The sequence below is a fragment of the Stenotrophomonas sp. SbOxS2 genome (assembly GCF_013416715.1).
GTDB lineage: Bacteria > Pseudomonadota > Gammaproteobacteria > Xanthomonadales > Xanthomonadaceae > Stenotrophomonas > Stenotrophomonas lactitubi.
In genome coordinates this window covers 54,237-67,500 of sequence record NZ_JAAVXD010000008.1, presented here as the reverse complement: position 1 = coordinate 67,500, position 13,264 = coordinate 54,237, and the positions used below count along the sequence as shown (strand labels likewise).

The window sequence follows — 13,264 nt, the reverse complement described above, 5'->3', positions numbered from 1 at the left end:
AACGCCCGACGGCACGTTTCGGGGTTACCGGGCTTCCATTGCCCCCCGGGTGGCGCGTTATGCTCGGTAATTCAGGGGAGGCGGCGCTCAGGCGGCGCCAAGAGAACGTCATTTGTCCACCGAAGCCGACCGCGCGCTGGAAGCGTCACACAACGAGCCTGTGCTGAGCGCGGCGCTGGTGCGCGCGCTTCATGCGCTGCTGCCGGAAACGGCGGTCGTGCGCGTCGGTTGGGACGATCCGCAGCTCGGCAGCGGGCAGGGCGGTTGGCCGATCGGTGGCGGCGGCGAGGACGTCTGGCAGCCGTTGGCCGACCATGCCGAAGGCCGTCATGGCTGGGAGTACGACGGCGCCCGGCTGCTTCTGTCGGTGAGCGGGGCGACACCCTCCCCGGCCTGGTGGGGGCTGGCCCGGCAGGCGATGGAGCTGGCCTTGCAGCGCGACCGCCAGGCGGGTCAGATCAAGGCGCTGGAACAGGCCGAGCGGTTGCAGCAGGCCTTGTTCCAGATTGCCGACCTGGCCGGTGCCGACCTGGAAATGGGCGAGATGCTGCGCCACGTCCATGGCGTACTGGGCACGCTGATGTATGCGCAGAACTGCTACATCGTCGAGTATGACGATGCCCGCCGGCAGATCCGCTTCCTGTACTTCGCCGACCAGGTAGATGACTTCGTTGCCGATCCTGCACAGAGCTACGACATCGACCAGATGCCGCGCAGCCTGACCGTGGCATTGCTGCGGCATGGCCGGCCGCTGAGCGGGCCTTCGCGCGAACTGCTGGCGCGGGTAGACCAGGAGCACGACCCGCAGCGCGGCCCGGAAAGCCTGGACTGGCTGGGCGTGCCGATGCTGCGCGATGGCCGCGTGTGTGGTGCGATCGTGGTGCAGAGTTACGAGCACGCCGACCGCTACGGCGAAGCCGAACGGGCGCTGCTGGGTTTTGTCGCCCAGCACGTGCAGACCGCCATGGATCGTCGCCAGGCGCAGGTGCGGCTGGAGCAGCAGGTGGAACGGCGCACGCAGGAGCTGCAGCGCGCCAATCTCAGCCTGCAGGATGAAGTGGCCGAGCGCCGTCGTGCAGAGCAGCTGCAGACCGCGCTGTACAACATTGCCGAGATGGCGATGTCGGCCGACAGCCTGGCGCAGTTCTACGGGCAGGTCCACGGCGTGGTCGGGCGCTTGCTGGATGCGCGCAACTTCTACATCGCGCTGGTCAATGCCGAGGGCGATGGGCTGGATTTCGTCTATTCGGTAGACGAGCACAACGCGAGTCGTGCACCGCGCGCGTTCAGCCGAGGGTTGACCGAATATGTGGTCCGTCATCGGCGACCCCTGTTGGCCTCGCGTGCACAGATCGATGCGCTGCTGGAAACCGGCGAGGTACGTGAATCCGGCGCACGTTCGCAGTGCTGGCTCGGTGTGCCGCTGCTGCGCGACGACGAAGTGGTCGGCGCGATCGTGGTGCAGAGCTACACCGAGCAGATCGCCTTCAGTGTGCATGACCAGCGCCTGCTGATTTTTGTCGCACAGAACATCGGCACCGGTCTTGCGCGCCAGCGCGACCAGCAGCGCCTGCGCTCGGCGCATGCCGAGCTGGAAAAACGGGTGGAAGAGCGCACCCGCGAACTGGGCGAGGTCAACGAGAAGCTGCTGGGCCAGATCGGCGAACGCCTTCGCGCCGAGCAGCGCCTCACCCATCAGGCCATGCACGACGCGCTGACCGGGCTGCCCAACCGCCTGCACCTGCTGGACAGGCTGCAGGATGCGCTCGCGCTGGCCCGGCGCGAAGGCGGCCCGGTGTTCGCGGTGCTGTTCCTGGACCTTGACCGCTTCAAGCTGGTCAACGACAGCATCGGCCACGCCGCCGGCGATCGCATGCTGGTGGAAGTGGCCAAGCGCATCGTATCGATGGCGGGTGACAACGACGTGGTTGCGCGCTTGGGCGGCGATGAGTTCGCCGTGCTGCTGCAATGCCCGGACGGGCTGGCGCAGGCGCTGGATTTCGGCCAGCGGTTGTTGTTGGCACTGCAGGAGTCGATGTGGATCGCCGGTCGGGAGCTGTTTCCCTCCGGCAGCCTGGGCATCGCCCTGTGGAACCCGCGCTACCGCACCGGCGAGGAGCTGCTGCGCGATGCCGATGCGGCGATGTACCGGGCCAAGGCGCAGGGCCACGACCGCTGCTCGATCTTCGATGAGGAGATGCGCGAGCAGGCGTTGCGCAGCCTGGATCTTGAGGCCGACCTACGGCGCGCGATCAACAACCGTGATTTCGTGCCGTTCTACCAGCCGATCGTGCGCCTGTCCGATGGCGAAGTGGTTGGCCACGAAGCCCTGCTGCGCTGGAAGCACGAGCGCCGCGGCCTGCTGCTGCCGGGCGCGTTCCTGGAACTGGGCGAGGAAAGTGGCCTGATCGAACAGGTCGACTGGCTGATTTACGAGCAGGTCATTGCCGGCCTTGCCGACGGCGGGCGTGGCTATGTCTCAGTCAACGTGTCGCCACGGCATTTCCGCTCCGCTGAGTTCAGTGGGCGGCTGTATGGCTTGTTGGAGGCGTGCAACGCTGACCCACAGCGGCTGCGCCTGGAAATCACCGAGGTTGCACTGCTCGACGATGGTCCGCATACGCTGCACATCCTCAAGGGCCTGCGCGAACGCGGCATCCAGGTGCAGCTGGACGATTTCGGTACCGGCTTCTCGGCGCTGTCCTACCTGCACCGCTTCCCGATCAGCACGTTGAAGATCGACCAGAGCTTCATTGCCGGCCTGCACGGGCCGGAGGCGCAGAGTACGCGCGCGCTGGTGGAGGGCGTGCTGTCACTGGCCCGCACGCTGGGCATCGAGACAATTGGCGAAGGCATCGAGACCGAGGCGCAGCGTGACACGCTGTTTGAGCTCGGCTGCGACTACGGCCAGGGTTACCTGCTGGGCCGGCCGGCACCGTGGACGCGCGCGGCGGCCTGAGCCACCGCGCACGCAGTCTTCAACGCAGCGCCGCGCGGCGCTTCTCGTCGATCCACTTCGAGGCCTGGGCCGGCTGGTAGTTCTTCATCCAGGCCAGCATCTCTTCGATGTCCGAGCCGTACCACAGGTCCTGGCGCTGCTCGGGGTGCAGGAAGCGCTCTTCCACCATGCGATCGATCATGCCGATCAGCGGTGCGTAGAAGCCGTCCACGTCGAGGAATGCGCAGGGCTTGTTGCCGATGCCGAGCTGGCGCCAGGTCAGCATCTCGAAGATCTCTTCCATGGTGCCGAAGCCGCCGGGCAGGGCGACGAAGCCATCGGACAGATCGAACATGCGCGACTTGCGCTCATGCATCGAACCGACGATCTCCAGTTCGGTCAGGCCGCGATGGGCCACTTCCCAGTCGGCCAGCTGGCGCGGAATCACGCCGGTGACCTCACCGCCGGCGGCGAGCACGGCATTGGCCACGGTGCCCATCAGGCCGACATTGCCGCCGCCGTACACCAGGCGCATGCCGTCGCGGGCGATGCGGTCGCCCAGCGCAATGGCGCGTTCGGTGTAGACCGGCTTGCTGCCAGCGTTGGAACCGCAGTACACACAGATCGACTTCATGGATCTTCCTGTCTTGGCCGGAAACGAAAACGCCCCGCGGTCGACCAGTGAAGCCGGTCGCAGGGCGGGGTGTCCGGGCAATTATGAGGCCTTACCGATGTTCTCTGTAGCACCGGGCCATGCCCGGCGGCATTTCGTTCAGATCACCGCCAGCCCGTCGGCCTTCAGCCGGGCAGTGCCCGGCTCTACGAGGGTCTGCGGTTACGCAGCGGCAGCCTGCTCGCGGCGGGGCCCTTCACGCAGCGCGCGGCCCACCATGCCCACCAGCAGGTCCAGCTCGCTGCTGTCCATGCCGAAGTGCGGGGTGAAGCGCAGCGAGTTCTCGCCGCCGTGGATCACGTTGATGCCGTGCTGGCGCAGCCATTCCTCGGTGGAATTGGCGCCATAGCACTTGAACTGCGGGGCCAGCTCGCAGGAGAACAGCAGGCCGGTGCCCTGCACCTTGGTGATCAGGCCGCCCAGCTCGTTCTTCAGCTGCTCCAGCTTGCGCACGGCCTCAGCACCGCGCTCGGAGATCGCCGCGCGGACCTGCGGGGTCAGCTGGGCCAAGGTGGCGCAGGCCACGTCCAGCGCACGCGGGTTGCTGGTCATGGTGTTGCCGTAGATGCCCTTGCGGTACAGCTGCGCGGCGTGCTCGGTCACCGCCAGCACCGACAGCGGGTACTGCGCGGCGTTGAGCGCCTTGGAATAGGTTTCCATGTCCGGCGCATCCAGGCCTTCGAAGCCCGGATAGTCGACCACCGACAGCACGCCATGGGCGCGCAGGCCAGCCTGGATCGAGTCCAGCAGCAGCAGGCTGCCATGGGCGCGGGTCAGTTCGCGGGCCAACGCATAGAACGCAGGCGGCACGGAGCGGCCCGGGTCGCCTTCGCCCATTACCGGCTCCAGGAACACCGCTTCGATGAACCAGTTGTTCTGCGCGGCATCCTCGAACACCTTGCGCAGCCCGGCCTCGTCGTACGGGGCGACGGTGATCACCGACTCCTCGCCACGGTAGCTGGCCAGGTGCTGCATGTAGGTCTTGCGGCTGGAATCGGAATACAGCGCCGGGCGGTCGGTACGGCCGTGGAAGCTGCCCTTGATGACCACCCGCTTGATCGCCGCACCGGCATGGCGCGCGCCCGGGTCGGTCTGCAGCTTGGCGTTGACGTCGGCGATGCGCGCGGCCAGGCCAACCGCTTCGGAGCCGGAATTCAGGCACATGAAGCGGGTGAACGGACAGCCGCCACGACGGTGGCCGATCTCGGCCCGCAGCGCGGTGATGAAGCGCTGCTGGGACAGGCTGGGGGTCATGATGTTGGCCATCACCTGCGGCCGTGACATCGCCTCCATGACCGCATCGGGGGTATGGCCGAAGCCGAGCATGCCGTAGCCACCGGCGTCATACAGCACCGCGCCCTTCAGGGTGACCACCCACGGGCCGCGTGCGGCCAGCGCCACGTACGGGGTCACCGCATCATCGGCGTAGAAATTGACGAAGCCGTCCTGCATGGCATCGATCTGCGCCTGCTCATCCTGTGCCAGCAGCGGCCCCAGCTCGCCCTGCACGCGCGCGAATTCGGCAGCAGCGGCATCGACTGCGGCAACCAGTTGCGGATGGTTGGCGGCGAGGGCGGTCAGGGTTGCGTCATCCAGGCCGTTGGTGAGGCGGGTGCCGGGCTGGGCGCGGAGGGGGGCGAGGCGTTCGATGAAGCTCATTGCAGATCTCCTGAAACGTTGGGTCGCACGGGCCTTCAAAAGCAAAACGCGCGTCTTTACGCGCGCTTGGGGCGGGCTCGTGCAGCGGACTTCCTCGTCGATGCTAGCACTTGTTTTTTTGCGCGATAACCCCGCAAAAGACTGCTGCATAGCAGCATTTTGCGCGACGTTCGAGGTCCGCTGCGCAGGCTCGCAGACGCTGGACGTACAATGCGCGCCATTGTCGACCTGTTGCCGTCCACTGCCTTGAAGAAGTCCGATTTCCATTACGACCTGCCGGCCGAACTGATCGCCCAGGCACCCTTGGCCGAACGCTCGGCGAGCCGTCTGCTGCTGGTGCCGCCGGCTCCGGCTGCCTTCACCGATCTACAGGTGCGCGACCTGCCGTCGCTGCTGCAGCCGGGCGACCTGCTGGTGTTCAACGACACCCGGGTGATTCCGGCGCGCCTGTTCGGGCAGAAGGCCAGCGGTGGCCGCGTGGAGATCCTGATCGAGCGCCTGCTCGGCGGCCAGCAGGCCCGGGCCCAGGTCGGTGCCAGCAAGTCGCCGAAGGCCGGCAGCCGCATCGCCCTGGATGCCGGAGGCGAAGCCGAGGTGCTGGGCCGCGATGGCGAGTTCTATGTGCTGCAGTTCCATGTGCCGGAGTCGCTGGAACAGTGGCTGCTGCACGCTGGCCGGCTGCCGTTGCCACCTTACATCCAGCGCGAGCCGGGCGTGGACGATCGCGAGCGCTACCAGACCGTGTTTGCCCGCGAAGTGGGCGCGGTGGCGGCGCCGACCGCCGGCCTGCACTTCGATGAGGCGCTGCTGGCGGCACTGAAGGACAAGGGCGTGGATTTCGGCCACGTCACCCTGCACGTGGGCGCGGGCACCTTCCAGCCGGTGCGCGCCGATGACCTGAAGGACCACGTGATGCACCGCGAGTGGCTGAACGTCGGTGCCGAGCTGGTGCAGCAGGTGCGGCGCACGCGTGCGGCCGGTGGCCGGGTGATCGGCGTGGGCACGACCGTGGTGCGCGCGCTGGAAAGCGCGATGCGCGATGGCGAACTGCTGCCGTTCGCCGGCGAAACGCAGATCTTCATCACCCCGGGCTACCGGATCCGCAGCGTCGACGCGATGGTGACCAACTTCCACCTGCCGGAAAGCACGCTGCTGATGATGATCTCGGCCTTCGCCGGTAAGGAGCGGGTGTTCGAGGCCTACCAGCACGCGATCGAGCAGCGTTATCGCTTCTTCAGCTACGGCGACGCGATGCTGCTGTTCCCGCAGGCGGGGTAGGGCTGAGGTGGGTAGCGCCGGGCCATGCCCGGCGTGGCGGAGTTGCGGGTCATCCGCCGGGCATGGTCCGGCGCTACCGGAGCAGAAAAGGCGGTTTTGGGAGACAATGGGCGACTATTTGCCCGAATGACCGCTCCATGTCCCGATTGCAGTTCCAGCTCCAGACCCGTGATGGCCGCGCCCGCCGTGGCCGCCTGACCTTCCCGCGCGGCACGGTGGAAACGCCGGCCTTCATGCCGGTGGGGACCTATGGCTCGGTCAAGGGCATTCTGCCGGACCAGGTGCGGGCACTGGGCGCCGAGATCATCCTCGGCAACACCTTCCACCTGTATCTGCGCCCGGGCCTGGACATCATCGCCGACCATGGCGGCCTGCACGGCTTCTGCCGCTGGGATGGCCCGATCCTGACCGACTCCGGCGGCTTCCAGGTGTTCTCGCTGGCCCACCGCCGCAAGATCACCGAGCAGGGCGTGACCTTCGCCTCGCCGACCGACGGTGCCCGCGTGTTCCTGGGGCCGGAAGAGAGCATGAAGATCCAGAAGGTGCTCGATTCGGACGTGGTGATGATCTTCGACGAGTGCACGCCGTACCCGGCCACCGAGGACGTCGCCCGCCGCTCGATGGAGCTGAGCCTGCGCTGGGCCCAGCGCAGCCGCAACGCCCATGATGAACTCGGCAACGACGCGGCCCTGTTCGGCATCGTCCAAGGCGGGGTGCATACGGACCTGCGCAGCCGCTCGGCCGAGGCCCTGCAGGGGATCGGCTTCGACGGCTATGCCATCGGCGGCCTGGCCGTGGGTGAGCCGGAAGACGAGCGCAACGCCATGCTCGACCATCTGGACCCCGAATTGCCCGCCGACCGTCCGCGCTACCTGATGGGCGTCGGCCGCCCCGAGGACCTGGTCGAGGGTGTCGCACGTGGCGTGGACATGTTCGATTGCGTGATGCCGACCCGCAATGCGCGCAACGGCCACTATTTCACCTCGTTCGGCACCGTCCGCATTCGCAATTCACAGTACGCGCGGGACATGGACCCGATCGAGCCGGGCTGTGGCTGCGTGGCCTGCGCCGGCGGCTATTCCCGCTCGTACCTGCGCCATCTGGACCGCTGCAACGAGATGCTGGCGCCGATGCTGGGCACCCAGCACAACCTCTTCTATTACGAAAAACTGATGGCCGACATCCGCGCGGCCATCGAGGCGGGAACCTTCCTGGCCTTCCGCGAGTCCTTTTACGCAGCACGCGGGGCGGTAGCGCCGCCCCTGTAAACCCGCAGCACCCCCTGCCAAACGGCCCAAGGACGAATGCCCGGGGCCGTGGCATACTTCAAGGCTGACCCAGATCCGCGGTCGACACCTCGTGCCCGTGAAACGGCCGAAGCGCCGCCCAACCAAAGGACCAACGATGAACCTGCTTGCCTTCCTGATTCCCGCCGCCCACGCCCAGGCCGCTGGCGGCCAACCGCAGGGCATGGGCCTGACCACGCTGCTGTTCCCGATCATCCTGATCGCCATCATGTACTTCCTGATGATCCGCCCGCAGATGAAGCGGCAGAAGGAGCACAAGTCCATGCTGGAGAAGATCAAGCGCGGCGACGAAGTGCTGACCAACGGCGGCATCGCCGGCAAGGTCACCGATATCGGCGACAACTTCGTCACCGTCGAAGTGGCCGAGAACGTGCGCATCCGCGTGCAGAAGGGCGCTGTCGGCAGCGTGCTGCCGACCGGCACCCTGGATTCGGCCAAGTAAGCCACTCCCTTTCTGAAGCACAACCGCGGCGCCGGGGATGGCGCCGCGCGGGACCCAAGCAATGCTCGAATTTCCACGCTGGAAGTACGTCGTCATCGTGATCGTACTGGCGCTCAGCGCGCTGTACGCACTGCCCAACATCTACCAGAAGGACCCGGCCATCCAGATCACCGCCAACCGTGGCGGCCAGATCGACGATGCGCTGCGTGACCGTGTGCTGGCCGACCTGAAGAAGGCCGGTGTCACCACGCTCGGCGCAGAGAAGGAAGGGGACAGCCTGATCGTCCGCCTGTCGGACCTGAAGTCGCAGTCCGCCGCCAGCGATGCGCTGCGTGACAGCGTGGGCGAGAACTACACGGTGGCCCTGAACCTGGCCTCTACCGTGCCGGACTGGCTGGCCAAGCTCGGCGGTCGCCCGATGGTGCTGGGCCTGGATCTGCAGGGCGGTGTGCACTTCGTGCTGCAGGTCGACCAGAAGGCCGCGCTGGACAAGCGCCTGGATGCCTACACCGAAGACGTGCGCAGCACCCTGCGTGATGCGCGCATCGCCTACCAGTCGGTGGAGCGTCGTGCCGACAACACCATCGTCGCCAACCTGAGCCCGTCGGCCGGCGAAGATGCCGGTACCCGTGCCCGCGCCGCGCTGGCCAAGGCGCAGCCGACGCTCGGCTACGACGTCAGCGGCAACCGCATCACGGTGTCCATTCCGGAAGCCGAGATCGCGCAGATCGCCAACGGCGCCATCGAGCAGAACATCAACACCCTGCGCAACCGCGTAAACCAGCTCGGCGTGTCCGAGCCGATCATCCAGCGCCAGGGCGCCGACCGCGTGGTGGTGCAGCTGCCGGGCGTGCAGGACACCGCCGAAGCCAAGCGCATGATCGGTGCCACCGCCACCCTGGAATACCGGGCGGTTGTGGATGGCAACGCGCAGGATGCCATCGCGTCGGGTCGTATCCCGCCGGAAGCCAAGGTCTACCAGCGTCGTGACAACGGCGGTCCGGTGCTGCTGAACAAGCGCGTGATCGTCACCGGTGACCAGATGGTGGCCGCGCAGGCGGTGACCGACTCCACCAGTGGCACCCCTGCAGTCAGCGTGACGCTGAACAACGTCGGTGGCCAGCGCATGTTCGACTTCACCAGCGCCAACGTGAACAAGCCGATGGCAGTGGTCTACACCGAGCGCGTGCCGACCGTGACCGTGGTTGACGGCCAGGAAGTGCGTGGCTTCAAGGTCAACGAGGAAGTGATCTCGGTGGCCAACATCAACGGCGTGTTCGGCAAGAACTTCCAGACCACCGGTCTGCAGAAGAAGGAAGCCGAAGACCTGGCCAAGCTGCTGAAGTCGGGCTCGCTGGCTGCGCCGATGGACTTCGTCGAAGAGCGTGTGGTCGGCCCGAGCCTGGGTGCGGAGAACGTCAAGAACGGCATCACCGCGGTGGTCTACGCGTTCATGTTCACGCTGGTGTTCTTCACCATCTACTACCGCATGTTCGGCCTGATCACCTCGATCGCGATGCTGTTCAACCTGCTGATCGTTGTGGCGGTGATGTCGCTGTTCGGCGCAACCATGACCCTGCCGGGCTTTGCCGGTCTGGCGTTGTCGGTCGGTCTGTCGGTCGACGCCAACGTGCTGATCAACGAACGTATCCGTGAAGAGCTGCGTGCCGGCGTGCCGGGCAAGACCGCGATCGTGACCGGTTACGAGCGGGCATCGGGCACCATCCTCGACGCCAACCTGACCGGCCTGATCGTCGGTGTGGCGCTGTTCGCATTCGGTACCGGTCCGCTGAAGGGCTTCGCGCTGACCATGATCATCGGTATTTTCGCTTCCATGTTCACCGCGATCACCGTATCGCGTGCACTGGCGACGCTGATCTACGGCCGTCGCAAGAAGCTCCAGAACGTGGCCATCTGACGGGACGACACGCACATGAAACTGTTTCCGCTGCACATCCTCCCGAACGATACCAAGATCGACTTCATGCGCTGGCGCCATGTCGCGATGGTCGTCACGATCATCGTGTTCCTGGCATCGATCGGCATCATCGGCTTCAAGGGCTTCAACTACGCTCTGGACTTCACCGGCGGCACCCTGATCGAAGCCCGCTTCGAGCATGCGGTGGACGTCGAGGACGTCCGCAGCAAGCTTGAGCAGAACGGCTTCGACGGCGCCCAGGTACAGAGCGTCGGTGGCAACACCGACCTGCTGATCCGCCTGGCCCCGCACGGTGAACACGCTCCGGGTACCGGTGGCGCGTCTGCCGAGGACAAGGCCACTGCTGCGGCCGTGGTCAAGGCGGTCTCTTCGGCGGACAACCAGGCCACCGTGCTGCGCAACGAGTTTGTTGGCCCGCAGATCGGCAAGGACCTGGCGATGAATGGCCTGTACGCCACCATCTTCATGCTGGCGGGTTTCCTGATCTACATCGCGGTGCGCTTCGAATGGAAGTTCGCGGTCACCGCCAGCATCGTGGCCATGTTCGACCTGATCGTGACGGTGGCCTACGTGTCGCTGCTCGGCCGCGAGTTCGACCTGACCGTGCTGGCCGGCCTGCTGTCGGTGATGGGTTTTGCGATCAACGACATCATCGTGGTGTTCGACCGTGTCCGCGAGAACTTCCGCAGCCTGCGCGTGGAGCCGATGGAAGTGCTGAACCGTTCGATCAACCAGACGCTGTCGCGTACGGTGATCACTGCGGTGATGTTCTTCCTGTCTGCGCTGGCGCTGTACCTGTACGGCGGCAGCTCGATGGAAGGCCTGGCCGAGACGCACATGATCGGTGCGGTGATCGTGGTGCTGTCCTCGATCCTGGTCGCCGTGCCGATGCTGACCGTGGGTGCCCTGCGCGTGACCAAGCAGGATCTGCTGCCCAAGGCCAAGGACATCGAAGCCCTGGAGCGTCGTCCGTAAGCCTCCGCTGCACGCAGTACACAGAGAACCCCGCGCAAGCGGGGTTTTTTGTTGGCAGGGCTGCGCCCTGCACCTGCAGAGGCCAGAGCAACGTCAACGTCAAAGGCGAGTATCCGTGGTGGGGCGGGGCGGTGTCGGATTGCGGGGACGCCGCAAGTACGTCCCTGTAGGCTTGGCAGCCGCATCCATGCGGCTGACACCCCGCAATCCGACACCGCCCCACCTCTGACAGATCCCCACGGCTGTGGGTAGGTGTCGACCTTGGTCGACACATCTGTCAGATATCGAAACAATTCTGGGGTCAGATCCGTTTTCCTTCGGAAAACGGATCTGACCCCAAGAGCTGTTCCGACAGATCGCGGAAGACTGTCGAAGGCGGGGTGGGTCCGGTTGCGGGGGTGTCCGCGGCATGGATGCCGCGGCCAAGCCTACAGGGACGTATTTACGGCGTCCCCCGCAACCGGACCCACCCCGCCATCCCTCAGTACCCCAGCTTTTGACGTTGCTTCGGCCGTTGTCGTTGCCTCTGCAGGTGCAGGGTGCAACCCTGCAGAACACCACCACCCTACGCCAGCGTCGGTTGTGCAATCGGCCCCTGCGCACTACGATCCTGCGGTTCGCGCGCACACGCGTGCCCGTATTCCTGCTGAGCGCCCCGTGCGCCGCATCTGCCAACCCGAGGTCTTCATGGTCATCAAACCGCGCGTCCGCGGCTTCATCTGCGTCACCACCCATCCGACCGGCTGCGACGCCGCCGTCAAGCAGCAGATCGACTACATCCGTGCGCGTCCGCCGATCCAGAACGGCCCCAAGCGCGTACTGGTGATCGGCGCCTCGACCGGCTACGGCCTGGCCGCGCGCATCACCGCCGCCTTCGGCAGTGGCGCTGCAACCCTGGGTATCTTCTTCGAGCGTCCGGGCAGTGAAACCAAGCCGGGCACGGCGGGCTGGTACAACTCGGCGGCGTTCCACAAGTACGCCGACGAAGCGGGCCTGTATGCCAAGAGCATCAACGGCGATGCGTTCTCCGACGAGGTGAAGGCGAAGGCCATCGAGATGATCAAGGCCGATCTCGGCCAGGTCGATCAGGTGGTCTACAGCCTGGCTGCGCCGCGCCGCAAGCACCCCAAGACCGGTGAGATCATCAGCTCCACGCTGAAGCCGATCGGCGAGCCGATCACCCTGCGTGGCCTGGATACCGACAAGGAAGTGCTGACCGAGACCCACCTGCAGCCGGCGACTCCGGAAGAAATCGCCGGCACCGTCGCGGTGATGGGCGGTGAGGACTGGCAGATGTGGATCGACGCGCTGGCCGATGCCGGCGTGCTGGCCAATGGCTGCACCACCACGGCCTTCACCTACGTGGGCGAAGAGATCACCCAGGCGATCTACTGGAATGGTTCCATCGGTGCCGCCAAGAAGGATCTGGACGACAAGGTGCTGGGCCTGCGCGAGAAGCTGGCCAAGATCGGCGGCGATGCGCGCGTGTCGGTGCTGAAGGCAGTGGTGACCCAGGCCAGCTCGGCCATTCCGACCATGCCGCTGTACCTGTCGCTGCTGTTCAAGGTGATGAAGGAGAAGGGCACTCACGAAGGCTGCATCGAGCAGCTCGACGTGTTGTACGACATCCTGTACGGCGCCAAGGCCGATGGCGTGGCGGTCGATCGCCTGCGGCACGATCTGGTTGATGGCGAGGGCCACACCGTCGCGCTGATCGATGAAGAAGGTCGCCTGCGCGCCGACTACAAGGAAATGGCGGCCGAGGTGCAGGGTGAGGTGCTGGCGCTGTGGCCGCAGGTGACCAACGAGAACCTGTACGAGATCAGCGATCTGGCCGGCTACAAGGCCGATTTCCTGCGTCTGTTCGGTTTCGGTGTCGAAGGCGTCGACTACGAAGCCGACGTCAACCCGGACGTGAAGATCGCCAATCTGGTCGATCTGACCTGATGGAAAAAGGCCGGCGCAAGCCGGCCTTCTTGATTATGTAGAGCCGAGCCATGCTCGGCTGCTCTTCGCTTGGACCCTGCAGCCGAGCATGGCTCGGCTCTACAGA

At 65.8% G+C, this 13,264-nt stretch carries 9 protein-coding genes; 7 read left to right on the top strand and 2 right to left on the bottom strand.

Annotation, left to right across the window (positions count from 1 at the left end; translation table 11 throughout):
- The first annotated feature begins 112 nt into the window (after nt 1-112).
- Nucleotides 113-2,959 carry an EAL domain-containing protein gene (locus HFK18_RS19195; RefSeq protein WP_180167514.1) on the top strand — a complete coding sequence of 949 codons (2,847 nt, stop codon included), beginning with the start codon at nt 113-115 and terminating at the stop codon, nt 2,957-2,959.
- Nucleotides 2,960-2,978: 19 nt separating this feature from the next.
- Here the strand turns inward: HFK18_RS19195 and HFK18_RS19190 are convergent, their stop codons facing one another.
- Together HFK18_RS19190 and HFK18_RS19185 are read right to left on the bottom strand one after the other, a co-directional pair.
- Nucleotides 2,979-3,572, bottom strand: coding sequence for a TIGR00730 family Rossman fold protein (locus HFK18_RS19190; RefSeq protein WP_025875132.1), 594 nt, complete (start codon nt 3,570-3,572; stop codon nt 2,979-2,981).
- 201 nt (nt 3,573-3,773) lie between these two features.
- Nucleotides 3,774-5,270 (bottom strand): aminotransferase class III-fold pyridoxal phosphate-dependent enzyme, encoded by a 1,497-nt coding sequence (locus HFK18_RS19185; protein WP_100552290.1) that lies wholly within the window; start codon nt 5,268-5,270, stop codon nt 3,774-3,776.
- Nucleotides 5,271-5,516: 246 nt separating this feature from the next.
- Between HFK18_RS19185 and queA the strand changes: the two genes are divergently transcribed.
- The 6 genes from queA (at nt 5,517) to fabV (ending at nt 13,158) form a co-directional block, all read left to right on the top strand.
- Nucleotides 5,517-6,548: a tRNA preQ1(34) S-adenosylmethionine ribosyltransferase-isomerase QueA gene (queA, locus tag HFK18_RS19180; protein WP_099820217.1), complete on the top strand. Its 1,032-nt coding sequence runs from the start codon at nt 5,517-5,519 to the stop codon at nt 6,546-6,548.
- Nucleotides 6,549-6,685: 137 nt separating this feature from the next.
- Complete coding sequence (gene tgt / locus HFK18_RS19175; RefSeq protein ID WP_180167513.1) at nt 6,686-7,816, top strand: tRNA guanosine(34) transglycosylase Tgt; 1,131 nt, start codon at nt 6,686-6,688, stop codon at nt 7,814-7,816.
- 136 nt (nt 7,817-7,952) lie between these two features.
- Nucleotides 7,953-8,297, top strand: coding sequence for a preprotein translocase subunit YajC (gene yajC, locus HFK18_RS19170; RefSeq protein ID WP_089240484.1), 345 nt, complete (start codon nt 7,953-7,955; stop codon nt 8,295-8,297).
- Nucleotides 8,298-8,358: 61 nt separating this feature from the next.
- Nucleotides 8,359-10,215: a protein translocase subunit SecD gene (secD, locus tag HFK18_RS19165; protein ID WP_180167512.1), complete on the top strand. Its 1,857-nt coding sequence runs from the start codon at nt 8,359-8,361 to the stop codon at nt 10,213-10,215.
- Between the two features lie 15 nt (nt 10,216-10,230).
- Nucleotides 10,231-11,211: a protein translocase subunit SecF gene (gene secF / locus HFK18_RS19160; RefSeq protein WP_180167511.1), complete on the top strand. Its 981-nt coding sequence runs from the start codon at nt 10,231-10,233 to the stop codon at nt 11,209-11,211.
- 687 nt (nt 11,212-11,898) lie between these two features.
- Nucleotides 11,899-13,158 carry an enoyl-ACP reductase FabV gene (gene fabV / locus HFK18_RS19155; protein ID WP_180167510.1) on the top strand — a complete coding sequence of 420 codons (1,260 nt, stop codon included), beginning with the start codon at nt 11,899-11,901 and terminating at the stop codon, nt 13,156-13,158.
- Nucleotides 13,159-13,264 lie beyond the last annotated feature (106 nt).